The sequence below is a fragment of the Haloplanus sp. CK5-1 genome, from assembly GCF_037201915.1.
Lineage (GTDB): Archaea > Halobacteriota > Halobacteria > Halobacteriales > Haloferacaceae > Haloplanus > Haloplanus salilacus.
The window spans coordinates 1,539,207-1,561,422 of sequence record NZ_CP147505.1 but is presented as its reverse complement, the minus strand read 5'-3'; the positions used below and the strand labels follow the sequence as shown (position 1 = coordinate 1,561,422).

General features: G+C 64.8%; 24 protein-coding genes, 1 tRNA gene and 2 pseudogenes. 15 read left to right on the top strand and 12 right to left on the bottom strand.

From position 1 onward, the window contains the following. Window positions 1-39 precede the first annotated feature (39 nt). Complete coding sequence (locus NBT81_RS08260; protein WP_338742392.1) at window positions 40-549, top strand: gamma carbonic anhydrase family protein; 510 nt, start codon at window positions 40-42, stop codon at window positions 547-549. Window positions 550-560: 11 nt separating this feature from the next. Here NBT81_RS08260 and NBT81_RS08255 read toward each other — a convergent pair whose 3' ends face one another. Together NBT81_RS08255 and NBT81_RS08250 are read right to left on the bottom strand one after the other, a co-directional pair. Next, the gene (locus NBT81_RS08255; RefSeq protein WP_338742390.1) at window positions 561-2,669 is read right to left on the bottom strand and encodes a PAS domain S-box protein; all 2,109 of its coding nucleotides are present in this window, start codon (window positions 2,667-2,669) and stop codon (window positions 561-563) included. A gap of 85 nt (window positions 2,670-2,754) precedes the next feature. Further along, the gene (locus NBT81_RS08250; protein WP_338742389.1) at window positions 2,755-4,368 is read right to left on the bottom strand and encodes a long-chain-fatty-acid--CoA ligase; all 1,614 of its coding nucleotides are present in this window, start codon (window positions 4,366-4,368) and stop codon (window positions 2,755-2,757) included. A gap of 149 nt (window positions 4,369-4,517) precedes the next feature. Here NBT81_RS08250 and NBT81_RS08245 point away from each other — a divergent pair, with 149 nt between their 5' ends. Further along, window positions 4,518-4,697, top strand: coding sequence for a hypothetical protein (locus NBT81_RS08245; protein WP_338742388.1), 180 nt, complete (start codon window positions 4,518-4,520; stop codon window positions 4,695-4,697). Here the strand turns inward: NBT81_RS08245 and NBT81_RS08240 are convergent. Continuing rightward, the gene (locus tag NBT81_RS08240; RefSeq protein ID WP_338742387.1) at window positions 4,694-5,011 is read right to left on the bottom strand and encodes a cupin domain-containing protein; all 318 of its coding nucleotides are present in this window, start codon (window positions 5,009-5,011) and stop codon (window positions 4,694-4,696) included. The two genes, NBT81_RS08245 and NBT81_RS08240, sit on opposite strands and share 4 nt — an antisense overlap. Window positions 5,012-5,127: 116 nt before the next feature. On the opposite strand from NBT81_RS08240, the gene NBT81_RS08235 reads away from it, so the two are divergent. Continuing rightward, a complete protein-coding gene (locus tag NBT81_RS08235) occupies window positions 5,128-5,442 on the top strand; it encodes an ASCH domain-containing protein (RefSeq protein ID WP_338742386.1) in 315 nt (104 codons plus the stop codon). Between the two features lie 155 nt (window positions 5,443-5,597). Here the strand turns inward: NBT81_RS08235 and NBT81_RS08230 are convergent, their stop codons facing one another. Beyond that, window positions 5,598-6,749, bottom strand: coding sequence for an HNH endonuclease (locus tag NBT81_RS08230; protein ID WP_338742384.1), 1,152 nt, complete (start codon window positions 6,747-6,749; stop codon window positions 5,598-5,600). A gap of 280 nt (window positions 6,750-7,029) precedes the next feature. Beyond that, window positions 7,030-7,101 (bottom strand) — tRNA-Ala (locus NBT81_RS08225). A 240-nt stretch (window positions 7,102-7,341) separates the two neighbouring features. On the opposite strand from NBT81_RS08225, the gene NBT81_RS08220 reads away from it, so the two are divergent. Genes NBT81_RS08220 through NBT81_RS08205 form a run of 4 tightly spaced genes read left to right on the top strand, consistent with a single transcriptional unit; the run spans window position 7,342 to window position 9,855 of the window. Beyond that, window positions 7,342-7,809: a 30S ribosomal protein S15 gene (locus tag NBT81_RS08220; protein WP_338742382.1), complete on the top strand. Its 468-nt coding sequence runs from the start codon at window positions 7,342-7,344 to the stop codon at window positions 7,807-7,809. Continuing rightward, entirely contained in the window at window positions 7,810-8,985 is a 1,176-nt protein-coding gene (locus NBT81_RS08215; RefSeq protein ID WP_338742380.1) for an exonuclease RecJ, read from the top strand. Further along, window positions 8,982-9,218: a KEOPS complex subunit Pcc1 gene (locus NBT81_RS08210; RefSeq protein ID WP_338742378.1), complete on the top strand. Its 237-nt coding sequence runs from the start codon at window positions 8,982-8,984 to the stop codon at window positions 9,216-9,218. The genes NBT81_RS08215 and NBT81_RS08210 overlap by 4 nt, the downstream gene beginning before the upstream one ends. Further along, complete coding sequence (locus tag NBT81_RS08205) at window positions 9,211-9,855, top strand: 30S ribosomal protein S3ae (protein WP_338742377.1); 645 nt, start codon at window positions 9,211-9,213, stop codon at window positions 9,853-9,855. The genes NBT81_RS08210 and NBT81_RS08205 overlap by 8 nt, the downstream gene beginning before the upstream one ends. A gap of 69 nt (window positions 9,856-9,924) precedes the next feature. On the opposite strand, the gene NBT81_RS08200 is transcribed toward NBT81_RS08205, so the two are convergent. Then, window positions 9,925-10,341, bottom strand: a complete 417-nt coding sequence (locus NBT81_RS08200; protein ID WP_338742376.1) for a cupredoxin domain-containing protein — start codon at window positions 10,339-10,341, stop codon at window positions 9,925-9,927. A gap of 97 nt (window positions 10,342-10,438) precedes the next feature. On the opposite strand from NBT81_RS08200, the gene NBT81_RS08195 reads away from it, so the two are divergent. Beyond that, window positions 10,439-11,116: a protein sorting system archaetidylserine synthase gene (locus NBT81_RS08195; protein WP_338742375.1), complete on the top strand. Its 678-nt coding sequence runs from the start codon at window positions 10,439-10,441 to the stop codon at window positions 11,114-11,116. Window position 11,117: 1 nt separating this feature from the next. Here NBT81_RS08195 and NBT81_RS08190 read toward each other — a convergent pair whose 3' ends face one another. Continuing rightward, window positions 11,118-11,384 (bottom strand): DUF7111 family protein, encoded by a 267-nt coding sequence (locus tag NBT81_RS08190; protein ID WP_338742374.1) that lies wholly within the window; start codon window positions 11,382-11,384, stop codon window positions 11,118-11,120. Between the two features lie 99 nt (window positions 11,385-11,483). Between NBT81_RS08190 and NBT81_RS08185 the strand changes: the two genes are divergently transcribed. Continuing rightward, window positions 11,484-13,010, top strand: coding sequence for an ATPase domain-containing protein (locus NBT81_RS08185; protein ID WP_338742373.1), 1,527 nt, complete (start codon window positions 11,484-11,486; stop codon window positions 13,008-13,010). Between the two features lie 4 nt (window positions 13,011-13,014). Here NBT81_RS08185 and NBT81_RS08180 read toward each other — a convergent pair whose 3' ends face one another. Next, the gene (locus tag NBT81_RS08180) at window positions 13,015-14,160 is read right to left on the bottom strand and encodes an acyl-CoA dehydrogenase family protein (RefSeq protein WP_338742372.1); all 1,146 of its coding nucleotides are present in this window, start codon (window positions 14,158-14,160) and stop codon (window positions 13,015-13,017) included. A gap of 95 nt (window positions 14,161-14,255) precedes the next feature. Here NBT81_RS08180 and NBT81_RS08175 point away from each other — a divergent pair, with 95 nt between their 5' ends. From NBT81_RS08175 to NBT81_RS08160, 4 genes are read left to right on the top strand one after another with little or no spacing between them, the layout of a single operon-like run. Then, on the top strand, window positions 14,256-14,438 hold the full coding sequence (locus NBT81_RS08175) for a DUF7525 family protein (RefSeq protein ID WP_338742371.1): 183 nt from the start codon (window positions 14,256-14,258) through the stop codon (window positions 14,436-14,438). A 52-nt stretch (window positions 14,439-14,490) separates the two neighbouring features. Next, a complete protein-coding gene (locus NBT81_RS08170; protein WP_114586681.1) occupies window positions 14,491-14,715 on the top strand; it encodes a DUF7123 family protein in 225 nt (74 codons plus the stop codon). Between the two features lie 37 nt (window positions 14,716-14,752). After that, entirely contained in the window at window positions 14,753-15,178 is a 426-nt protein-coding gene (locus NBT81_RS08165; protein ID WP_338742370.1) for an SRPBCC family protein, read from the top strand. Between the two features lies 1 nt (window position 15,179). Next, window positions 15,180-15,989, top strand: a complete 810-nt coding sequence (locus NBT81_RS08160) for a carbon-nitrogen family hydrolase (protein WP_338742368.1) — start codon at window positions 15,180-15,182, stop codon at window positions 15,987-15,989. A 173-nt stretch (window positions 15,990-16,162) separates the two neighbouring features. Here NBT81_RS08160 and NBT81_RS08155 read toward each other — a convergent pair whose 3' ends face one another. From NBT81_RS08155 to NBT81_RS08145, 3 genes are all read right to left on the bottom strand, one after another. Continuing rightward, on the bottom strand, window positions 16,163-16,960 hold the full coding sequence (locus NBT81_RS08155) for an RIO1 family regulatory kinase/ATPase (RefSeq protein ID WP_338742366.1): 798 nt from the start codon (window positions 16,958-16,960) through the stop codon (window positions 16,163-16,165). Window positions 16,961-17,004: 44 nt separating this feature from the next. Continuing rightward, on the bottom strand, window positions 17,005-17,610 hold the full coding sequence (locus NBT81_RS08150) for a hypothetical protein (RefSeq protein ID WP_338742365.1): 606 nt from the start codon (window positions 17,608-17,610) through the stop codon (window positions 17,005-17,007). A 613-nt stretch (window positions 17,611-18,223) separates the two neighbouring features. Beyond that, window positions 18,224-18,862 carry an IS6 family transposase gene (locus tag NBT81_RS08145; protein ID WP_338742364.1) on the bottom strand — a complete coding sequence of 213 codons (639 nt, stop codon included), beginning with the start codon at window positions 18,860-18,862 and terminating at the stop codon, window positions 18,224-18,226. Window positions 18,863-18,909: 47 nt separating this feature from the next. On the opposite strand from NBT81_RS08145, the pseudogene NBT81_RS17320 reads away from it, so the two are divergent. Further along, a pseudogene (locus NBT81_RS17320) lies at window positions 18,910-19,260 on the top strand (alcohol dehydrogenase catalytic domain-containing protein); the annotation flags it as partial. Continuing rightward, window positions 19,255-19,965: pseudogene (locus NBT81_RS08135) on the top strand (transposase); the annotation flags it as partial. The pseudogenes NBT81_RS17320 and NBT81_RS08135, both read left to right, overlap by 6 nt. Window positions 19,966-20,907: 942 nt before the next feature. On the opposite strand, the gene NBT81_RS08130 reads toward NBT81_RS08135, so the two are convergent. Beyond that, a complete protein-coding gene (locus NBT81_RS08130) occupies window positions 20,908-21,864 on the bottom strand; it encodes a hypothetical protein (RefSeq protein WP_338742360.1) in 957 nt (318 codons plus the stop codon). Window positions 21,865-22,216: the final 352 nt, after the last annotated feature.

Here is a 22,216-nt window from a genome sequence, read left to right as displayed (position 1 = left end):
TCCGGTGCGATTTTATCCGTGGTGTCCGTGGGGGGTGCCATGGTACTCAGATCACTCGACGGTGTCGAACCGACGGTTCACGACGAGGCGTACGTCGACGACGCGGCGGTCGTCGTCGGCGACGTCACCGTCGAACGGGACGCGTCGGTGTGGCCCAACACCTCCCTCCGCGGCGACTCGGAACCGATCGTGATCCGCGAAGGGGCGAACGTCCAGGACAACGCCGTCTGCCACGAGGACGCCGTCGTCGGTCGTCGGGTCACCGTCGGCCACACGGCCATCGTCCACGCGGCGACAGTCGAGGAGGAGGCGCTGATCGGCATGGGTTCGGTCGTCCTCGACGACGCCACGGTCGGCGAGGGCGCCATCGTCGCCGCCGGGAGCGTCGTCACCGAGGGAACGGAGGTCCCGCCGGGAACGCTGGTCGCCGGGACGCCGGCAGAGGTCGTCAAGGAGGTCGACGGAGAGATGGGTGCGTACGCCGCCGACGAGTACATCGACAGGGGGACATTGTACGCCGAGACGTCCGAGGTCGTCGGCGAAGACTGATCCCGGGCGCCTCAGCAGCGGATCTCGAAGCGCGCACCGTCGGTAGCGTCTGCCAGCTCGATCGTCCAGCCGTGGGCCTCCACGATCTGTTCGACCGACGCCAGACCGAGTCCCGTGCTGTCGGGAGCAGTCGAGAACCCGTGGTCGAACACGTCGTCCCGGTCGGCGTCGGGGATACCAGGGCCGTCGTCCTCCACGTAGAAGCCGTCGTCGAGCCGGCCGACGCGGACCGTCACCGTCGGACCGCCGTGTTCGACCGCGTTCCGAAAGACGTTCTCCAGCAGACTCCGCAGACGTTCCGGGTCCGCACGGAGGGAGACGTCGTCGACCACGACGAGTTCGGCGTCGGCGGTGTCGACGGTGTCCCAGCAGGTCCGGGCGAACTCGGGGAGTGCGATCGGTTCCGTCTCGTCGACGGTCTTCCCCTCCCGAGCGAGCGTGAGCGTGTCGTCGACGATCACCTCCATCCGCGCGAGTGCGTCCTCGATCACTGGGAGATGCTCGCTCTCGCCGTCGATATCCAGTAGTTCGAGTCGCCCCTGAGCGACGCTCAACGGGTTCCGGAGGTCGTGGGAGATGATGCTAGCGAACTCGTCGAGTCGCTCGATTTCGCGTTCGAGTTGGGTTTCGCGTGCCTTCCGCTCGGTGATGTCGCTCACCGTGCCGATGTGGTACTCGATCCCGTGGATGCGAACGCGTGTCGTCGACGCTCGCACGGGGAACCGTTCGCCGGTATCGTACCGCTCGTGGACCGTCTCGTGGACGCGCGTCTCGCCACGGTCGAACGACGTCCAGTACTCCGCGAACCGCTCCGGGTCGAACTCGGGGTTCGCCGCGTAGACGGGCGATCCGATCAGTCGGTCCGGAGTCGTCCCGAGCAGTTCCGCGTAGGACTCGTTGACGTACTGTATCTCGCCCGTCCCGTCGTACGCGGCGACGCCAGTGCCGATCTGTTCGACCGCCCGTTCGAAGAAGACCCGCTCGCGCTCGCGGTGCTTTCGCTCGGTGATGTCGCGGACGATACAGATCACCCTGCCGTCGTCGAGGAGAGTGAGCGACAGCTCTTGGGGAAACGTGCTCCCGTCACGCCGCCTCCCGACGGCCTCGCCCCGCCACGATCCGCGCTCCTCGAGGACGGCCCACACCTCCGCTTCGAACCGGTCGATTTCGTCGTCGCCGTAGCACAGCCGCCACGACTCGCCTCGGAACGCCTCGGGTGTGTCGTAGCCGTAGACGTCGGCGTGGGCCTGATTGACGTAGGTGTACTCGCCGCCTTCGTCGAGGACCGCGACACCGTCTATGGCCGCCTCTATCGCTTCCGTCCGCGCCTCCAGTTCCCGGCTCCGTCGGCGCTGTTCCGTGACGTCGCGGACGGTACAGACCAGCTCCCCGCCGTCGGTCGTCGAGAGGACGTGATCCTCCGTGAACGTGCTGCCGTCGGCGCGGATGCCGGTGGTGTAGCCGTGCCAGTACCCTTCCGCTTCGACCGTCGGGAGGATTTCGTTCCGGACGGTCTCGGCTTTCCCGTCCGGATAGAGCAGTTCCCAGTGTTCGCCGATCAGTGATTCCGGTTCGTACCCATACAGGGCCGCGTATGACTCGTTGACGTAGGTGAAGTAGCCGTCGTTCGAGAGGATGCTGATCCCCTCCTGCGCGGTCTCGATCGCCTCCAAGTGGCGCTGGCGTTGGCGTTGCATCCTCGCGTTCTCGACCGCGTTGCCGATACGGTTGGCCAACAACGTGTACTGGTCCGCCCCCGTCCGCTTCCGGAGGTAGTCGGTCGCGCCCGCCGAGATCGCCTCGCTCGCGATCGTCTCGGAGCCTTCGCCCGTGAACAGAATGAACGGCAGATCCGGAAACCGATCCCGAACGGCGGTGAGGAACTCGATGCCGTCCATCTTCGGCATCCGGTAGTCACTCACGACACAGTCGACCGGTTCCGCCTCGAGTCGGTCGATCCCAGCCGCCGGGCGCTCCTCGGTCAACACCCGGAAGCGGTCGTCCTCGGTTTCGAGCGCGTCGGCCGTCAGTTCCAGTAGCGCCCGATCGTCGTCGACACAGAGGACGGTCACGGTATCGTGACCGAAGACGTGGCTGTTTTCCGACCGAGTGCTCGACATACACGTTCCGTTCCGGGATCGGGTGAAAACGTATTCGGTACGTGTCGTATATCGGACCCAACGGCCGGGTTACGGAGCCGTCGGACTACCCCTCGCCGACCATCCGCTCCTCGTCGTCCCACTCCTTCGACCTGAGTTCGTACTTCTGGACCTTCCCCGTCGCGGTCGTCGGCAGTTCGGAGACGAACTCAACGCGCCGGACCGTCTTGAACCCCGCGAGTCGCTCCCGCGTGAACTCGATCAGGGTCTCGGCGTCGACGCCCGGCGCGTCGGGGTCGCCGTTCGCGGGGACGACGAAGGCCTTCGGTTCCTCGCCCCACCTCTCGCTGGGCGCGGGAATGACGGCCACCGACCCCACGTCCGGGTGGTCGAACAGCGTGTCCTCGAGTTCGATGCTGGAGATGTTCTCCCCGCCGGAGATGATGATGTCCTTCTTGCGGTCCTGGATCGAGATCATGCCGTTCTCGTCGACCGTCGCGAGGTCACCCATGTGGTAGTAACCCTCGACACGGTCGGAGAAGGCCTCCTCGGTCGCCTCGGGGTTCTCCCAGTACCCCTCCATCACCTGGTTGCCACGGACGACGACCTCCCCGATGGTCTCGTCGTCGCGGGGCACGTCCTCGCCGTCGTCGTCGACGACCCTGATCTCGGTGCCGAGATAGCCCAGTCCCTGGCGTTTCTTTACCGCGAATCGGTCGTCCGAGCCGTCGTCGAACAGCCGCCGGGCGTCGGAGGTGGTGACGAGTGGCCCCGTCTCAGTCGCACCGTAGACGTGAGTGAGATACCAGCCGAACTCGTCCTCGACGGTGCGGATCGTCGTCTCCGGCGGGGCCGACCCCGCGGTGGCGATGCGCACGTCGTTGTCGCCCGCCGTCGTCACGTCGGTTCCCTCGTAGTGGTCGATGAGCATGTTCAACACCGTCGGCGCGGCACAGAGATAGGAGACGTCCTCCGCGACGACGGTGTCGAAGATCCACTCGGCGTCGATGCCGCGCGTACAGACCTGTTTCGCCCCCATGCCCGTGATCGCGAAGATGTGTCCCCAGCCGTTGACGTGGAACATCGGCAGCGTCCAGAGGTAGACGTCGTCGTCCGCGATGTTCTGGTGGATCGTCACGACGTAGGCGTGGAGCGTCTCCGTCCGGTGGGTGCGCATCACACCCTTCGGATCGCCCGTCGTCCCCGACGTGTAGTTGAGGGTGATCACCTCTTTTTCGTTCATCTCGGGGCGGTCGTAGTCGGCCCCCGCGTCTTCGAGGACGGCGTCGAACCCCTCCCAGTCGCCGTCGACCGCCTCGGGATCGTTCGTGACGAACGTCTCGGTCGGGACGGCATCGCGGACGGCCTCGATCCGGCCGGCGTACTCGGCGTCGGCGTAGATGGCGTCCACGCCGGCGTCGGTCAGGATGTACTCGAAGTCGTCGGCCGTCAGACGGTAGTTGAGTGGCGTGTGGATCGCGCCGAGTTGCATACTGCCGTAGGCCGCCTCTAGGTGGTAGTGCGTGTTCGGATCGAGTACCGCCACTCGGTCGCCCTTCCCGACGCCGCGGGCCTGCAGCGCGGCGGAGAACCGATCGGCTCGCTCGCCGAGTTCGTCGTACGTGTACCGGTCGCCGGTCGTCGCGACGACCGCCTCGTGGTCGCCGTAGTACTCTCTGGCCCTGTCGAGGAAGTCGGTCACGAGAAGCGGTTTCTGCATGGCTCGACGTGTTCGCGAACATCCATAATTGTTTTTGTGGATGTACCTCGTGGACCGTACAGCCGTATGACACCTATCCACAGGTTGAAGTCGATGCCGTCACGACGGTCGGCCGTCCGCGATTCGACCGCCGGACGCCGACGACACCCATGACCGACACCACGCGATCCGGACTCGACCACGAACAGCGCCGCGAACTCCGGGAGTTGGGCTGGCGGTGGCTCGGTCGCCGCCGGGCGAAGCGCCCCCGTTCGGTGAGTCGCCGCCACCGCGTCCCGGTCGACGTCGACGACGAGACGGCTCTCGTCGACCTCGAAGCCCGAGTTTAGGGTGCGCCGGCGACGACGAACAGACACGCTTCGTCGGCGTCGATCCGCCGGGTCGACTCGGGGACGACCCGCAGGGCGTCGCCGGCCGACATCGACACCGTGTCGTCGTCCACCGTCACGGTCGCCGCCCCCTCGACGAGGACGTACACCTCTTCCTGCCCGTCGTCCGCGTGGTCGTGGGGTTTGCCGCTCCAATCCGGATCACACTCGAGGATCGACACGCCGAGGTTCGAACACTCCAAGGCGTCGCGCAGGAAGTGCAGGCCGCCACCGACCGCGTCCACGTCGTCGTAGTTCACCAGTGTGTGTGACATGACTCCCCGTTGGTTCGGGACGGACAAAAAGCCGGCCTCGTGGTGACGCGCTCGACTGCCCACCACGCGGCGCGCCGGCCACAAACCGTTTTCACGCTCCAGTCCCGCGTTCGGGTATGGCTCGACTCGATCCCGGGACGCTCCTGCCGAACGACCGAATGCGCCAGCAGGCTCTCGACGGCGAGGTCACGCAGATCCACCGCGGGCAGCAGTACGCCGACGAGGGCGACACCTTCGACATCGACGGGACGACCTTCGAAGTCGTCGCCGTCGACGAACGGACGCTGGGCAACATGACCGACGCCGACGCCCGCGCGGAGGGTGCTCGCGACCTCGAGCACTACAAGCAGATCCTGGAGCGCGCCCACGAGAACTTCGAGTGGGACGACGACTCGGAGATCGTCCGGCACCGGTTCGAGCGGCTGAGTTGATGGGTCCGTCCCCACTCGACGGGTGCGGCGCGATTGAGGCGTACGACGGAGTGGGTGTCGTCGTGCTAGACGTACTGTTCGACGCGGTCCCGCCCGTATAAGCCGTAACGACGCGAACGGAGGTCACGCTCTGAGAGTCCGTGGACGGTGAGTTGTCACCGGAACCCGTGTAGATCGCGGTGCTCTCGTAGATACGTCGGATGTGGTTCGACACCGCCGTCAGTTGGGAGGATCAGGGAGTCCCCCTCTAACTGCTTGAATTCGTAGTACCCCTCTCGTTCGGGAACGTCTTTCACCAGAATTTCGTGGTCGTCAGTGAATGCGAGCCAGCCGGTATCGAACGCCCAATGGTGGAGTCGACACAGAGTGATGCCGTTACGTACATCATCCGCACCACCTTCGGATTTCGGATAGATGTGTGCAGCCTCGACCTCCGGGCTTCCATCGGGTGTCTCTCGACTACTCCCACAGACAGCACAGGTTCGGTTGTACGCTTCCCTGACCGTTGTGGCGAACTCGGAATCGCGCGCCCGGCGACGTGTCTCCGTGAACCGTTCTTCGTCCTCGGTCAGTTGTGGATCAGAACTCGTCTCCGCTGTGACCGTCCCCGTCGTCGAAAGCATCTCGCCGGTTTCGAGATCTAAATCGGTGATCCGATACGTTCCTTGCTCGTCCAGAAACACGATCTCGCCTCTGTCACGAAGCCGTTGGAGCGTTTGTCTGATCTTCGCCCGCACGTGGTCGTTTTCGGGGAACTTGGAGGCAAGTCGTTGTTCCGAACTGTCGTAGAGTTCTCGTAAGTGGACGATTCGTTCGTCGTGTCGTTCCTGATACCGTCCGAGTTCTGTTCTCACAGCATCAAGCCAGTCTTCCGAATCGTGCGTCATTTCGTCGTCCCGATATTCCATCGTGAACACAAGAACATCCCGCCCATCTCGCTCGACGACTTCGTACTCCAGTACATCGACTACTCCCTGGTACTCCCACTCGTCAACGCTCGCGGATTGATAAAAGAAGTGGACAGGGATGCCACCTCCGATAGCATCGATGAGCGTAGAGTTACCGGGTGACGTTTCGCTCTGGTCTCCACTCAACCCTTCCCCGACGTACTCAAACCGTTCTTGCGTTACGGAATCGTCGTAGGGGCCCTCCTCTGTTGCGAACACCAACACGTAGCGACTATCCTGATGGTCCCGCCGGGGGTTGATGCCGGAGATTCGGTATCCAAAGCCCGTATCGAACGCCTCTTCGATGTCCTCTTGTGTGACGCAGTCACCGACAGAGATCCCCTCCGGAGGCGTGCGCATGTGAGGAGTCAACCTATTCGAACAGCATCAACCTACCGTCGCCACCGAGACGGATAGACACGGACTGCCCGGAACCCCGCGAGCAGCGAGAGACTGAGGATCCTTCGGGCAACTGGTGCGAAGCGTCGGCAACGAACGAAACGGACGCTCGGCTCGCCGTTCTCGTCCTTCGCGGAACTCGGTCGCTCCGATGGACTCGCCGGGAGTCCCGCGAGCGACCGAAGGGAGCGAGTGGGACTACGGCGAGTCCACGACTGAACGAACGAAGTGAGTGAAGAAGTGGACTCGCCGGGATTTGAACCCGGGGCCTCTCCCATGCCAAGGGAGTGATCTACCCCTGATCTACGAGCCCGCGACGCACCGAGTCGTACCGCGGTCCGAATAATAAGGGCTTCGACTCGTCCGCGCGTGGGCCGGTGACACCGCTCTCGGCGGCTTCGAAACGGTTTAGTGCCCGATTCGCGAACCGTTCGATGGGAACAGCACGACCGCAAATCCGACTCGCCCGTCTGGGCTTGGGATTGCGGTAGTGCGCGGCCGACAGCCGTCGGTCGCGGATTCGCTTCTGCGGTCTGTGCGGTTCCAATCATCTATGGCACGAATGCACACCCGCCGCCGAGGCTCGTCCGGTTCGGACAAGCCGGTGGCAGACGACCCCCCGGAGTGGAGCGACGTCGACGACGACGACATCGAAGCGCGCGTGGTCGAACTCGCCGAACAGGGCCACGATCCGAGCGTCATCGGGATGAAACTGCGCGACGAGGGCGTGAAGGGGACGCCGATCCCTGACGTGACGCTGGCGACGGGCAAGAAGATCACCGAGATCCTCGACGACCACGACGCCGGTCACGACCTGCCCGAGGACCTGCGCAACCTGATGCAGCGAGCGATCGGCCTCCGCGAGCACATGGCGGAGAACGCCCAGGACCACCAGAACAAGCGCGCGCTCCAGAACACCGAGTCGAAGATCCGCCGCCTGGTCGACTACTACCGCGGCGACGTCCTCGACGAGGACTTCACCTACAACTACGAAGTCGCCGCCGAACTGCTGGAGGAGTAGATGTCCACCGCGCCCGCCACCACCGACGCCGCCGCCGACGCCGGCGAGGTCGCCGCCGCACTCCGCGACGCCCCCTTCGTTCGGGTCGTCGCGGCCGCGGACGGCGACTCGCTGGCCGCGAGCGGCGTCCTCGCGCGGGCGCTCAGGTCGATCGCCGTCCCGTTCCAGGTCCGTGTCGATCCGGTTCCCGATCCGGCGTCAACGACGACCGACGGCGACGACCTCGTCCTCGGCGTCGGCTCCCGGACGACTGGCGGCGACTACGCCGTCGGCGACGCTCGACCGGCGAGTCTCGCGGTCGCGGACGCGGTTCGCGAACTCGGGATCGACCCCGATCCCGTCCTCGCACTCGCGGGGGTCGCCGCCGCCGGACATCCGGTCGACGCCGGCGACGCGGCGGCGCTGCTCGATTCGGCGTCCCGGCGGACGGCCGTCGAGCGTCGCCCCGGCGTGGCCGTCCCGACGACCGACCTCGCCGACGGCCTCGCTCACTCGACGCTCGTCCACGCGCCGGTTTCGGGCGACCCCGAGGCGGCGCGGGCCGCCCTCGCGTCGCTCGACCTGCCGGCTGACCCGACCGACGACGACCGCCGGCGGCTGGCCTCGTGGCTGGCCGTCGAGGCGACGGCGTCGTCTGCCCGTGCCGTAGACGCCGTCGAACGGGTGCTCCGCCCGTACGCGACGCCCGACGACCGGTTCGCGACGGTTGCGGGCTTCGGCGACGTCCTCGACGCGGTCGCTCGGGAGCGCCCCGGCACGGGCGTCGCCCTCGCCGTCCGCGACGGCGACGACGCGACACGGGCGGCGGCCCTCGACGCGTGGCGGACCCACGCGCGGGCCGTCCACACGGCGACTGCCGAGGCGACGACGGGTCGATACGACGGCGTCCTTGCGGTGCGGATCGACACCACCGACCCCGGTCGACTCGGGACGGTCGCCCGTCTCCGTCGGGACTTCCGGTCGCCGGAACCCGTCGTGCTGGCGGTCGCCGACCGGGCGGCCGCGGCGGCGGGGACGGACGACGCCGACGCCGACATCGGGATCGCGATGTCCGAAGCCGTGCGGGCGGTCGACGGGGACGGGACGAGCGCCGGCGACGCGTTGCGGGCGACGGCGCGGTTCGACGACGACGTGGCAGTATCGCGGTTGATCACGGCGTTCAGGGAGGCGCTATGAGACACGCCTGCGTCGAGACGACACACGACGACGCGGCGACGATCGCGGCCGCACTCCGGCCGGACAACACGCCCTCGATGTCGACGAGCGTGGCGGACGACGTCGTCCGCACGACCGTCGACCGCGGGACCTCGGGCGGTCTGGGGTCCACCGTGGACGACTACGTGGTGAACCTGACGGTCGCGGAGACCGTCGCACGAACGGCACGCGAACACAGACACACCCATGAGTGAACGTTCAGTATCCAAGCAGAAGCGCGGCAAGCGCTGGTACACCGTCTTCGCCCCGGAGCAGTACGACCGGGCGGAGCTCGGCCAGACGGTTGCCGACGAACCGGAGAAGATCATCGGACGGACGATCGAAACGACCCTCGGCGACCTCACCGGCGACTCGGGGGCGAACAACACCAAACTCACGTTCAAGATCACGGACGTGGGGTCGGACTCCGCCTACACGGAGTTCGTCAAGCACGAACTCACGCGGGACTACCTGCGGAGCCTCGTTCGCCGTGGCGCGTCGAAGGTCGACGCGACGGTGACGGTGCTGACGACGGACGACTACCGCGTCCGCGTCCAGCCCGTCGCCTTCACGACGAAGAAGGCCGACCGGAGTCAGGAGCAGGCCATCCGGCGGGTCATGATCGACCTCGTCCGGGAGGCCGCCGCCGAACGCGACTTCATCTCCTTCGTCGAGGGCACCGTCGAGGGCCGACTCTCCTCGGCCATCTACGGCGAGGCCAAGACGATCTACCCGCTCCGTCGGGTCGAGATCCAGAAACTCACCCTCGAAGCGCGACCCGAAGAGGTCGCCGCCGAGGAAGAGGCCTCCGTCGACGTGGACGAAGAGGACGTCGCCGTCGACGAGAACTGAGGACGCGACACCCGCGGTTGGCGGACTTTTTGGCTGCGGTCCGGACCGAACAGTGCCGAGCGCGAGTGGCTACTCCTCGACGACGACGGTCCCCACCATCCCCGCCCGCTCGTGGGGGATGCAGAAGTAGCCGTACTCGCCGGGGACCTCGAACCGGTGGCTGTAGGTCTCGCCACTCTCCAGCGCGCCGTTCAGGCCCTTCCACGCCTCGCGGGCGGCGTCTTCGGAGTCGTAGCCGCCGGTCGCCCAGTAGTCCGCTCCCTCGGGGATGGCGTCCTCGTAGGCGGTGACCGAGTGAGCGCGCGCGCTGTTGTTGTACCAGACCACCTCGTCGCCGACGCGCACCGTGATCGTAGCGGGTTCGAACGCCTCGGAGGTCATCCCCACGTCACCCTGGGTGGTACCGCCCGACCCGGCGGCGGCACAGCCAGCGCTCGTGGCGGCCAACCCCGCTCCGAGCGTCGCGAGAACGCGGCGTCTGCGCATAGCCGAACGTCGGTCCGCGACGGATAAATGCGGCGTGGTTCGGCGGTCGAATCGGGCGATATAAAGACGTAAATCCTCGGTGGTGGACGGAGGGAGTATGCAACCGCGGTTCGTGGGGCGACTCGGTCTCGCCGACGCCGTCACGGTCGGCAACGCGATGCTCGGCTTCGTCGCCGCCTTCGTCGCCACGCGCGACGCGGGTCTGGCCGCCCGGATTCTGCTCCTCGCCGCCGTCGCGGACGGCCTCGACGGTGTCGTCGCCCGGAAACGTGGCGGGACGCTCGCCGGCCCGTACCTCGACTCGCTCGCGGACGTGGCCTCCTTCGGCGTCGCCCCCGCCCTCCTGATCGCCTCCCGGGCGGCCGACGCCTGGACGTTCGCCGACGACCCCGTCGCGTACGTTCTGGGCCTCCTCCTGCCCGCCGTCTACGTCGCGATGGCGGTGACCCGCCTCGGACTCTACACCGCCTACGACAGCGACGCGTCCGAGACCAAGGGTGTGCCATCGACGCTCGCGGCCACGATCCTCGCGGCGGGCGTCCTCGCCGGCTTCGTCGGTCCGACCCTCCTGGTCGCGCTCTCCGGCGTGCTCGCGGCGCTCATGGTGACACAGGTCACGTATCCCGACCTCCACCCACAGGACGCCGTCGTGATGGGGGCGGTCCAGGTCCTCGCCATCGCTCTCCGGGGACGCCCGGGCGAGGCGTTCGCGTTCGCCCTCCTCTTTCTGTCCCTGGCGTACCTCACGCTCGGCCCGCGGTTCTACTGGACGTAGGTTACATCCCCATGTCGCTCGCCGCCTCGGGCACCGGCAGGTCGCCGACCCGCACACCCAGGCGTTCCGCCGCGTGGTCGAGCGCCATGTCGAAGCCGTAGTACCGCTCCAGTTCGTCACCGTCGGCGCTCGGCCGCACCATCACCATCGCGTAGCCGTCGCTGTTCTGGGCGAGGGCCGCCGTCCGCTCCCCCCGCTCGAACGCGAGCACCCGCTCCTCTGCCGTCTCGTAGTACCGCGCGGTGACGTCGCCGTCCGTCTCTGACATACCGTCCCCTGGAGTCCCGGCCTGTCGAAAGTTCCGATCGACGCCCCCCGACTGGAGACCCTAGTAGTTATCACTCGCTCGGGGCAACAGTCGGGCACTATGTCGACCGACACGTCCCGCGTCGGGACCGGTGCACCGATCCTCGACGCCATGATCGGTGGCGGTCTCCCCCGGAAGCGGTCGGTGCTCGTGACCGGCGGGCCGGGCACCGGCAAGAGCACGCTCGGCATGCAGTTTCTCCAGGCCGGGCTCCCGGAGGGCGACGACTGTCTCTACATCAGCACCGAGCAGACGATCGGCGAACTTCGGGATTCATTTGCGGGCTTCGCGTTCGACCTCGATCACGACTCACTCGCGTTCGCGTCGATCCACGCCAAACCGGGGCGACCGGTCGAGAGCGACGAACAGCGACTCACGCTCACGACGCTCGGCGAGGACGGCGATCCGACCCCGTTCGGGAGCGGGTTCGATGCCCCCTTCACTGCCGAGTACATCCGGGACTATCTCGCTCGGTACGGTCAGTTCGACCGCGTGGTGTTCGACAGCGTGTCGGGACTGTCGGTCATCGCGGAGGGCGACGAACAGTTCCGGCGGTCCGTCCTCGACCTCATCCGCTACTTCTCCGACGACGTGGGCGCGACGACGCTGTTCACCGCCGAGCACCGGTCGTCCGACTCGCTGAGCGACGCCCTGCAGTTCACCACCCACGGCGTGATCGAACTCTCGCGGCGACGGATCGTGGACGATCCCCACCTCTCGATCGAAGTGACGAAGATGCGTGGCGTCCGACACGACCGCCGCCGCGCCGAGGTGCAGTTCACGGACGAAGGCCTCCGGATCGGCCCGGAACGGCGGTCACAGCCGCCGGTGTTGAAGACACACACCCACCGTCCACTCGGTATCGACGGGCTCGACGCCCTGTGTGGCGGCGGTCCCGTCTGCGGGGCCGGCGTCCTCCTCGAACACGACGGCGAGGCGAACCTGATGGCGCTGTTCGGGACGATCCTCGCCGACGCCGTCGACCGCGGCGACGCCATCACGCTCGTTCCGACGATCGAACTCGGCCAGTCCCGCGTCGCCGCGCTCTTCGAGGATCGCGGTCACGCGCTCGACGCGTTGCTCGAGGACGGCCGTCTGTCGGTGATCGACGCCATCGGCGGGTGGGACGAGTCGCTCCCCAACGTCCACGCCACGCCCGGGACGGCCGCCGAGTTCGCCGACTTGCTCGCCGACGTCGGCGGCCGAACCGACCGGACGACCTCGACGCTCCTGAACGCGGACGCGGTCGTCCACTCGTTCGGGGCCGATGGTGCGCGAACGGTCCGCTACAGGGCCGAGTCGACGCTCCTCGACGGACAGGACCGCCTCGTCCACGTCACGAACCCCGCCGTCGTCGACGACACCGTCGCGGCGTTCCACCGCGACTCCGCCGAACAGGTGCTCCACACCTGGATCGAGGACGACGGCCTCCAGTACGTCCGCCTGAAGAAGTCGCCGTGTGGCTTCGTCGGCACCACGTCGCTCGTCGAGTACGTCTCCGACCCGCCGTACCTCCGGGTGCAGGACCCGCCACTGGAGCGCGAGTCCCCGAGCGTGGACGGGGACGGGAACGAGAACGGGAACTGAGTGGTCACCGGACCCGGAGTTCGTCCGCGATGGTGTTTCGCAACACCTCGCTCGTCCCCTCGTATATCTCGTTGAGTTTGGCGTCGCGGTAGAACCGCTCGACCGGGAAGTCCGTCGTGTAGCCGTAGCCGCCGTGGATCTGGATCGCCTCGTTTGCCACCTCGCGGCTCACCTCGCTCGCGTGGAGTTTGGCCTGTGCGGCCTCCTTGACGAACCGCTCGCCGCGGGTCTTCCGGTCGGCCGCCCGGTGCATCAGGAGTCGCGCCGTCTCGACTTTCGTGTCCATGTCGGCGAGTTTGTGGCCGATGGCCTGGAACTCGCCGATGGGTTGGCCGAACTGTTCGCGTTCGTCGGCGTAGGTCAGGGCCTCGTCGAGCGCCGCCCGCGCGATGCCGACGCCGCGAGCGGCGATGGTGATCCGGCCGGCGTTTAGTGCCTTCAGCGCTTGGACGAACCCCTCGCCCTCCGCGCCGAGTCGCCGATCGGCCGGCACTCGGAGGTCGGAAAAGCGGAGTTCCGCGGTCGGACACCCCTTGTCACCCAACTTGTGTTCAGTCCCCTCGACGTGGAAGCCGTCGTCCTCCTCGGGACGGACGACGAACGACGAGATGCCCTTCTGCCCCGCCTCGGGGTCGGTCTTCGCGAACACCACGACGGTGTCGGCCACCGACCCGTTCGATATCCAGAGTTTCCCGCCGTCAAGGACGTATTCGTCGCCGTCGCGTCGCGCTTCGGTCCCCATCGCGGGCACGTCGCTTCCCGCCTCCGCCTCGGAGAGGGCGAAGGCCCCGATGTCACGCCCCTCGTTCAGCGGGGTCAGGAACCGCTCTTTCTGCTCCTCGGAGCCGAACGAATCGAGCATTCCACCGGCCAGGCTGGTGTGGGCCGCGACGATGGTGCCCAGGCCGCCGCTGCCGCGACTGATCTCGACCAGTCCCGCGGCGTAGGCGTGGTAGTCGAGGCCCGCACCGCCGTACGCCTCGTCGAAGGGCATCCCCATGAGGCCGAGGTCGGCCATCTCGTCGATCAGGTCCACGGGGAACTCGTCGGTCTCGTCGATCTCCGCGGCGACGGGTACCACCTCCTCGTCGACGAACTCGGCGATCATGTCCCGGATCCGACGAGCCTCCTCGGAGAGGGTGAAGTCCATACCGGCCGTACGGTCGCCGGCGCTTAATCGTTGGCTCCGGTTCCGGGATTCGAGGCAGTCGAATGAGCTAAGTGGACACCGGCGAACGGAGTCGTATGGCACACGACGTCGTCACGACTGACAAGGGTGTCGGGTTCGGGGTGCTCTTCTCGTTGCTGGCGGTGGCCGGGGCGCTGGCGATGGTGTTCGCGCCCGGGCAGTTGGGGAAAGCGTGGGGGTTCGCCGTCGCCATCGCCGCGGCCATCGTCGCCGTCGTCGCCGTTCAGGCGTACGCCTGACGGGGACGGCTTGAAAGAGTTAAGACGGTGAATCCCCTACCGACGGTGAACGATGACCTCTCTGACCGAAGAGGAGCGGCGAATCCTCGCGTACCTCCACGACAGCGTCTCTCGGGGGGAGCGCTACTTCCGCGCGAAGAACATCGCCGACGCCATCGGGTTGACCGCCAAGCAGGTCGGCTCCCGACTCCCCAGACTGGCGGAGAAGTCCGAGGACGTCGAGATCGAAAAGTGGGGGCGTGCCCGGTCGACGACGTGGCGCGTCACGCAGGGGTAACCCCGCAGTTTTTCATGGTTCGACGGGACCCCAACGTATGACCGTACGTGTCCAGCGGACGTTCGAGTTCGAGACACCCCCCGACCGCGTCTGGGCGTTCATCTCCGACCCCGGCAAGCGCGCCCAGTCGATCAGCGTCGTCCACGACTACGAGGTCGACGGCACCCGGGCGACGTGGGAGATCGATCTGGACCTGCCGGTGATCGACCGCACCGTGACCGTCGAGACCGAAGACATCGAGGTGGAGGAGCCCACCTACGTCAAGTTCGTGGGTCGGTCGAGCGTGATGCGCGTGACCGGCGAACACCGCATCGAGGAGACGGCGACGGGCTGTCGCCTCCACAACGAGTTCGTCGTCGACGGTCGACTCCCCGGCGTGGAGCGGTTCTTCAAGAGCCGCCTCGACACCGAACTGGACAACCTCGAATCGGCACTCAGACGTGACCTCGAACTCCCGGCCTGAGATGAAGGTCGCACTAGCCCAACTCGATCAGGAGGCCGGCGACGTCCCGGAGAACCTCGACCGGGCCGCGGCGGCCGTCGCCGACGCCGCCGACCGCGGCGTCGACCTTGTCGTCCTGCCGGAACTGTTCACGGTCGGCTACTTCGCGTTCGACGCCTACGCCCGCGATGCCGAGGGTCTCGACGGGCCAACCTTCGCCCGTCTGTCGGACCTCGCCGCCGACCACGGCGTTGGACTGGTGGCCGGGAGTCACGTCGAGGACCTCGAGGCCAGTGCCGCCGCCGGGGTCGACGTGCCGGCGGAGACGGGTCTCGCGAACACCTGTGTCTTCTACGACCGCGAGGGGGTCCGACGCGGCGTCTACCGGAAACACCACCTCTTCGGCTACGGATCGACCGAGACGGAGTTGCTCACGCCCGGCGAGACGCTCTCGACCGTCGACTTCGAGGGCATCACCGTCGGGATGTCGACCTGTTACGACCTCCGATTTCCCGAACTCTACCGCCGCCTCGCCGACCGGGGCGTGACGCTCGTCTGCGTGCCGAGCGCGTGGCCCTACCCGCGGGTCGAGCACTGGGAGACGCTGGGGCGGGCGCGGGCCATCGAGAACCTGACCTACGTCGCGGCGACGAACGGCGCGGCGGCGTTCGACGACGAGACGCTCCTGGGGCGGTCGACCCTCTACGATCCGTGGGGGACGGCCGTCGCGAGCGCCGGCGACGATCCGACACTCGTCGTCGGCGACGTGGACCCCGACCGCGTCACCACGGTTCGCGAGGAGTTCCCCGCGCTCCGCGACCGGCGGGAGTGACCGGGTTCGGTGGCTTTATGAATGCGAGGCGACTACCCTGCGGTGCCGACGCATCGACGCTTTTCTCGTCGAGACTCGGCACATTCGACTCCACCACGTCGTCGCCCGCCGCGGCACGGACCGCCTTCGCCCGGCAGGGTGGTCCACCCTCGGCTCCCGTCCACCCTTCCGTTTCAGGCCGCTCGCTTCTCTATCTCGCCTTTCAGCGCCGCCGCGTCACAGTCGTGATCCGGCCGGATGTTGACGAAGTCCAGAAAGTCGAGCGCAGCCAGTAGCTCTTCGGTCGTGTACGCCGTCGTGGCCGCCTCGACGGTGGGGCCAGCACCGATCAGCGGTTCGAGCGCCGCCAAGCCGCAGGCGACGTCGTACGACCGGGCGGCGTCGGCGCCCTCCTCGCCCACGTTCGTCGCGTCGATAAAGTAGAGGTCGCCGTCGAGGATGAGGACGTTCTCGGCCCGTAGATCCCCGTGTGCGAGGCCGTGGTCGTGGAGCGTCCGGAGCGCGCCGAACAGTTCGGGTGCGAGCGCTCGTTCGGTCTTCCGGTCGAGTTCGTCGAGCGGTCGGAACTCCGGGAGGTACTCGAGGACGACGACCCCGAGCCCGTCGATTTCGAGCGCTTCGAGCGGTTCCGGTGCGTTCAGTCCGATCTCTCGCATCTCCTCGGTCGCCGCCAGTTCGTGGGCGGCCATCCCGTACGGCGTCCCGAAGTGTTCGAAGAAGCCCTCGGTCCCCGCGGAGAAGACGCCGAGGTTTCGGCCGGTGGTGATGAGCGCGTGGACCAGCGAGTTACGCCGGGAGATGACCTTCACGAAGAGGTCTTCGTCGAGGACGACGGGTGTCGAGAGCCAGTTGTCGGCGTCGAGACAGCGGACCGAAGGGTCCTCGCGCCCGTACCGCGCGGCGATTTCGGCGACCACCCGGTCCAGTCGGTCGTCGTCGATCCGACCACGGAGGAGCCGCCTGACGTCCATCTCCGGTGCGTACGCCGTGGGGCGGGATATATCATTGGTCCACCTCACCGCTCCGTCAGCGCGGCCGAGAGCGTCGACGCCGCCCGTTCGCCGTCGGTTCGGGGCGCGGGCAGTCGGACGGGGTCGTCGCCGAAGCGGTCGACCACCAGCGCCGGGTCGCGCGTCCGGAGGTACCGGCCCAGGAGTCCGATGGCGACGACGAGGAGGGAGACACCGACGACGATCAGGAGCGTCGCGAGCGTCGCGACCGCGCCGGCGATGGCGTCGGTCACCGCGAGGACGCCCCCGACCGGCGCGTCGCGGGCCGTCTCCCCGACCGACAACGTACTCGCCACGTTCAGCGCGCGGAGGGCGACGCCGCCGCCGAGACCGACGAGACCGTAGAGGGCGGCGCGCAGCCCCCACCGTAGATACCGGGGGTCGCCCGAAGCGTCGACGTCGATCCCGCACACGTTCGGTCGGTCGACCGCCTCGAACCGCCGGCCATCGGTGGCGGGGTTGTACGCCAGCACCCGGTGGGTGGTGACGGCGGCCCACCCGGACCCGAGCGGTGCGCGCTCGACGACCCGCTCGCCGTCGTAGCAGAGCGCCTCGGGGTCGGTCGCGACGCCACCGAATCCACCGGGCGTCTGTTCCATCCCGTCGTCCATCGACCGGCCGGAGGGACGCCGGCGTGGTCACCTTTTCGGTCGGATGGACACCACTCGGGTCGCGCCCACTCGGGTCTCACCTCCACAGACGGGCGCCCCGACGGTGGGGCGAGCCCGAACCTATCGGTGGGTGGCTGCCAGCGACCGGACTGCACCATCGGTAGCCACCATCGTCGACTCGGGCGGTGCAGTGCGATAGTGGATCGCGCCGCTCGCAAAATCGATGTCGACGGTGGACCGGCCACCGCCGAATCGAGCCCGGAATCGGTCGGATCGAGGACGCCACGACCGGACACCCGACGGATATCCGGACGGTCGAGCAGTGTACGGACGACGTCGTCTCGGAGGAGGTCCATCCTCACGGCACCCGAGAATTCGGGGGCGAGAACGCCGAGCCGCGTCGCCGAATCGATCGAGACGACGGGGAGCTCCACGGCACACCCCTCCGCGGGGAGGGTGAAGCCAGTTTCGTGTTCGTCGGGGACGGGACGGTTCCACCGTGGCCTCGCTTCGGTCGTCCGCGTGGTCCCGACGAAAGAGTGAGACCGCTGTAGATCGAACACCGACCTCCCCGGAGCGAGCCGTCGACGACGCCACGAGTCGGGGGGTCGCGTTAACTTTGGCGTGAGTTGTGCCGGACGGCGAGGGCTTTGAGCCACGATTCTGCTGTCTGCGGTTCGACATGGCTGAAACTAGTTGCGAACGATGAGGTTCGTCGTTCTATCTCCCAAAAGACACGTTCGATGGCATTCCGATTCCCGTGTGAAATCATCTGGAATCGGTACCCGTCTTCGTCGAGGACGTTCACTAGATAATCGGCGTCATCGACGAGAAATTCGACGCCATCTAGCCGATATCGTCGATGAAGCTCGGTCAGAAACCATCGCGTCGTCTGTTTCGTCGTCGCTGGAAACAGCCTGAACTGCAGGATTTCGTTCGTTTGGGGATCGACGGCACCGTACAGCCAGTAGTCGTCACCGTTGATGCGGATCACTTTCTCGTCGACCGCGAGTTGATCCGCACTCACCGTCGAAACCGGCTGTAGCTCGGCCTTGTGCACCCAGTTGTGAACCGCGACGTGACTACGTTTGACTCCCAACTCATCGAGAAACTGACTGGCATCCCTTGTTGACATACCTGCGAGATGACACCGGATACCCACTTGAATCGCCCACTCGGGAGTCCGCTTTCGCTCCACAAACGACAAGTCGATCCACTCGATACACTTGCTGAGGCGTTCGGATTCTGCCATAGACACTCAGAAATCGAACGCCTCATCCTCTAACTTAACGCGACCCGTCAGACGTGCATACCCTTCACGGCGCTATCGGCGAGCGGGAGAGTCTGACGCTCGGGCACGAAGTGGTCGGGATCGTGGACGCAGTAGGAGACGACGTGGATGAATATGAGGCGGGTGACCGAGTCGCCGCCGGCGCGATCACTCCAGACTAGGGTTCGCTTGCTGCCCAGGATGGTCATCCCTCGCAGTCGAACCAGGCTCTCGGCGGGTGGAAGTACGCGAACGTCAAAGACGGGACGTTTCCCGAATACGCCCATGTGAATGAGGCCGACGCGAACATGGCCCGAATCCCGGAGAACGTGACCGACGAGGAAGCAGTATACATCACCGATATGATGAGTGCGGATTTCATTGGGACGAAGGAGAAAACCGACGAGTACGCGTATCAGTGGGCGACAGTTCAGATGGTCGGGAATGCTGTCCCGATCGTGTTAGACGCCCGGCCAGTACGCAAAGGAGATTCGCGCAAGGAGATCGTCGAAGATCTCTTGGACTCGGCTGAAGCGGCTGTTCACGTCGATAACGTGCTGATGGACCGCGAGTTCGACAGCCAGCACATCCTGGAGATGCTGGATCAACGCGGGCTCTCCTACGTTGTTCCGAAACAGATGCAGACCAGCGAGAAGGCCCAAGCCAAGCGCCTTCTCAAGCGGGGAAAGGACCGGTACGAGACTGATCGAAAACTGCATCTCGTTGACAACGAGTGGCACTCGACGACGCTGATCTACCGACGTAAAGAGAACTCCGAACACACCGATCATCAGCAGTATTCGGTGTTCATGACGAATCAGAATAGCGGGCTCCTTACTGGGTACGGCTACCGGTGGGAGATTGAGAGCGGCTACAAATCGATCAAGCGGTTCATGGGCGCGACAACCTCGAAGCACTTCGGGCTGCGGTTCTTCTACTTTGCGTTCGCGTGCCTCTTGTACTCGATCTGGCGGGCGGTCGATCTGCTAGTACAGGTGCAGTTGACCGGTGAATACGAGCACTCGCCCATCGTGACAGTAGATAACACGCTAACGTTGGTGAAGAAGGAAACCGGAATCGGATAGCGAGGGGGGGTCTCTCTCCGTGAGAGCGCAGCGTCTGAGTGGCGACACTATCCAGAGTCTCGGAAATCCGCTGGAATAGTTGCCAAAAAGATAAGAACGCCCATTCAGAAAGCGATCTGAAGCAGATTCTGCTTATCGATTCGGACGATACCACGCATTATAGGCCCGCTATACCCGCTGTAGTCTCAACTTCCGACGCAGAAACAGTAGTTGAGACTGGTTCTCTTAATGCATATGGTGTGAGCTATCTAAGGATCATCAAGCGTTGCTAAATCTATTTGAGCCCACTCGAGATGTTCTTCTTGTTAACGCTGATTAGTGGGGTAACTTCCACGATCGTCGCTCATCGCTGTAAGTCCTTACTGAGGACTCACGACTTCGTCACAGATCGGGCATTCTGCCCAAATCCCTGTCGTTCCGTCGTCTCTCTCGTATTCGACCAAGACGTATGCACTAGAGAGATCCTCATCACACTTCGGACAGCGTCCGAGTGGTGCATCGCTGGTCATTAGGGGAGGGAAGGGAGCGTGTGACATATCCCTTCCAACTGAGCGTAGGGCAATGAGTGGGTGTAAGCCTTGTGTGGCATCGTATTGACGATGCACCGCCGTCTGTGAATTCCGACCAGTCGCCACAACTAATTCGCTTGCGGCTGACTTTCGGACGATGGGTCTTCGAACGGTACTCACTCGAGTACTCTTTGAGACCGACTCAATGGTCATCGTTTAGTGCCGTCACTGTGGGCTGGCCGTCTCTCCGGAGATCGACTCGTGTCCAGCGTGCGGGGCGACGGATTTCTGTTGTTACGAGATACCTAAATAGGGATCCTGTCGAAATTCTCGGCAACTGAGACGATGCCCTTGCTGAATATAGAGGCTAAGTTCGGCACGACAGTTTTGTTTGCTCCACTCCGACCTGTCGAAGCAATTGTGCGGCAGATGCTCACTCCGAGACCACATCTCGGAGTGAGTCATGATAGTGTTCAATAATCGTCTGCATTGCGTTCACTACTTGCTGAATCTGGCCATCTGAAATGGCTTCTGGGTCTCCTGGAACTTCCAAGACCCATTCAACCATCCCCTGCTTCTTTCGATGATTGTCTGCGAGTTCCACACGGTAGCTATCAAGCGGCAAATCATCGTACTGCGATTCGAGAACTTGGTGGATCGCACGCAGTTCATTACTATCATCTGTCGAAACTCGGATACCCGGGGCGATTGTCCCGAGAGCGCTAAACTTGGCCCGAATTTCATACCAGACAATCGATGGAAACTCCGGGTCGCTGGATTTAATTCGAATTCGGTTTTCTGTTGCTTCGAGCTCGAGGTGCGGGGCGATCTCCTGCAGTACTGGTTTGAGTTGTTCGGTGAGAGTGGCCATTAGATTCGACTTATCTGTCTCTCCTTCCTGAATGAGTGCGATGCGGAAAACCTCTTCGGCGAATGGCGTACTGTCGTGTGGTACCTTCCTCAACTGATCGCGTATTTGTTCGTAAGTAATCGTGTGATCGAACCGGTCTCGCGTTACTGCATCTGCCCGATTCGCTGGTGCAAGCAAGACGACTGTTGCTCTGTCACATCGCCCTTCTTGCACGTACTGGTCCGTACGCTGGTAGTAGTCGGATATTTGCCGTTCACCGAATGCTGCATCAAGCTTGTTTTCAACGAGCGCAAGGTGCCTCGTCCCATCAGTATCGAATTCAACTCTGATGTCGGTCTCTCGTCCGTGCGTTTCGACTGATCGCATCACACCAAGAAACTGAGCCTCAGCGGGATTGGCGACTAATTGGTCGAAAAACCATGTTCTGAACTCAGAACTGCTGGCCAGCAGTTCGACCACAAGAAACGTCGTATCCCGCTCTTTTGCTCTGGATATAGCCGGATATCTGTTGGGGTTCATAGCTTTGTCTATTTCTGATATTACATAATTGTGAAGGACACTGTGTACGAGATACGCGCTCTGCATTCAGCAACCCCTCAAAATATTATCAGAGATTGAGGAATTCAATTTAGCGCATCGACCACGGTAGCCAGCGCTCTGCAGACGGGTGTCTACTAGTAGTTTCTCGATGTGGAACGCCCATAATTAACAATTGACAGTAGATCCCACGACCGAACTACAATCCGATTACTTCGTTTTCAGGATACCATCGGCGTAGGGCACCGAGAATTTCTTCGATGCGCTTCGTCAGAAGCCTCAATCAGCAATAGTACCGTGGCCCGTGACCAACCACTCCCAGCTCTTGATGCTG

What these genes read in the sequence shown, in the direction of transcription:
- NBT81_RS08260 (WP_338742392.1), top strand. Translation starts at nt 40, where the DNA reads ATGGTACTCAGATCACTCGACGGTGTCGAACCGACGGTTCACGACGAG.
- NBT81_RS08255 (WP_338742390.1), bottom strand. Translation starts at nt 2,669, where the DNA reads ATGTCGAGCACTCGGTCGGAAAACAGCCACGTCTTCGGTCACGATACC.
- NBT81_RS08250 (WP_338742389.1), bottom strand. Translation starts at nt 4,368, where the DNA reads ATGCAGAAACCGCTTCTCGTGACCGACTTCCTCGACAGGGCCAGAGAG.
- NBT81_RS08245 (WP_338742388.1), top strand. Translation starts at nt 4,518, where the DNA reads ATGACCGACACCACGCGATCCGGACTCGACCACGAACAGCGCCGCGAA.
- NBT81_RS08240 (WP_338742387.1), bottom strand. Translation starts at nt 5,011, where the DNA reads ATGTCACACACACTGGTGAACTACGACGACGTGGACGCGGTCGGTGGC.
- NBT81_RS08235 (WP_338742386.1), top strand. Translation starts at nt 5,128, where the DNA reads ATGGCTCGACTCGATCCCGGGACGCTCCTGCCGAACGACCGAATGCGC.
- NBT81_RS08230 (WP_338742384.1), bottom strand. Translation starts at nt 6,749, where the DNA reads ATGCGCACGCCTCCGGAGGGGATCTCTGTCGGTGACTGCGTCACACAA.
- NBT81_RS08220 (WP_338742382.1), top strand. Translation starts at nt 7,342, where the DNA reads ATGGCACGAATGCACACCCGCCGCCGAGGCTCGTCCGGTTCGGACAAG.
- NBT81_RS08215 (WP_338742380.1), top strand. Translation starts at nt 7,810, where the DNA reads ATGTCCACCGCGCCCGCCACCACCGACGCCGCCGCCGACGCCGGCGAG.
- NBT81_RS08210 (WP_338742378.1), top strand. Translation starts at nt 8,982, where the DNA reads ATGAGACACGCCTGCGTCGAGACGACACACGACGACGCGGCGACGATC.
- NBT81_RS08205 (WP_338742377.1), top strand. Translation starts at nt 9,211, where the DNA reads ATGAGTGAACGTTCAGTATCCAAGCAGAAGCGCGGCAAGCGCTGGTAC.
- NBT81_RS08200 (WP_338742376.1), bottom strand. Translation starts at nt 10,341, where the DNA reads ATGCGCAGACGCCGCGTTCTCGCGACGCTCGGAGCGGGGTTGGCCGCC.
- NBT81_RS08195 (WP_338742375.1), top strand. Translation starts at nt 10,439, where the DNA reads ATGCAACCGCGGTTCGTGGGGCGACTCGGTCTCGCCGACGCCGTCACG.
- NBT81_RS08190 (WP_338742374.1), bottom strand. Translation starts at nt 11,384, where the DNA reads ATGTCAGAGACGGACGGCGACGTCACCGCGCGGTACTACGAGACGGCA.
- NBT81_RS08185 (WP_338742373.1), top strand. Translation starts at nt 11,484, where the DNA reads ATGTCGACCGACACGTCCCGCGTCGGGACCGGTGCACCGATCCTCGAC.
- NBT81_RS08180 (WP_338742372.1), bottom strand. Translation starts at nt 14,160, where the DNA reads ATGGACTTCACCCTCTCCGAGGAGGCTCGTCGGATCCGGGACATGATC.
- NBT81_RS08175 (WP_338742371.1), top strand. Translation starts at nt 14,256, where the DNA reads ATGGCACACGACGTCGTCACGACTGACAAGGGTGTCGGGTTCGGGGTG.
- NBT81_RS08170 (WP_114586681.1), top strand. Translation starts at nt 14,491, where the DNA reads ATGACCTCTCTGACCGAAGAGGAGCGGCGAATCCTCGCGTACCTCCAC.
- NBT81_RS08165 (WP_338742370.1), top strand. Translation starts at nt 14,753, where the DNA reads ATGACCGTACGTGTCCAGCGGACGTTCGAGTTCGAGACACCCCCCGAC.
- NBT81_RS08160 (WP_338742368.1), top strand. Translation starts at nt 15,180, where the DNA reads ATGAAGGTCGCACTAGCCCAACTCGATCAGGAGGCCGGCGACGTCCCG.
- NBT81_RS08155 (WP_338742366.1), bottom strand. Translation starts at nt 16,960, where the DNA reads ATGGACGTCAGGCGGCTCCTCCGTGGTCGGATCGACGACGACCGACTG.
- NBT81_RS08150 (WP_338742365.1), bottom strand. Translation starts at nt 17,610, where the DNA reads ATGGACGACGGGATGGAACAGACGCCCGGTGGATTCGGTGGCGTCGCG.
- NBT81_RS08145 (WP_338742364.1), bottom strand. Translation starts at nt 18,862, where the DNA reads ATGGCAGAATCCGAACGCCTCAGCAAGTGTATCGAGTGGATCGACTTG.
- NBT81_RS08130 (WP_338742360.1), bottom strand. Translation starts at nt 21,864, where the DNA reads ATGAACCCCAACAGATATCCGGCTATATCCAGAGCAAAAGAGCGGGAT.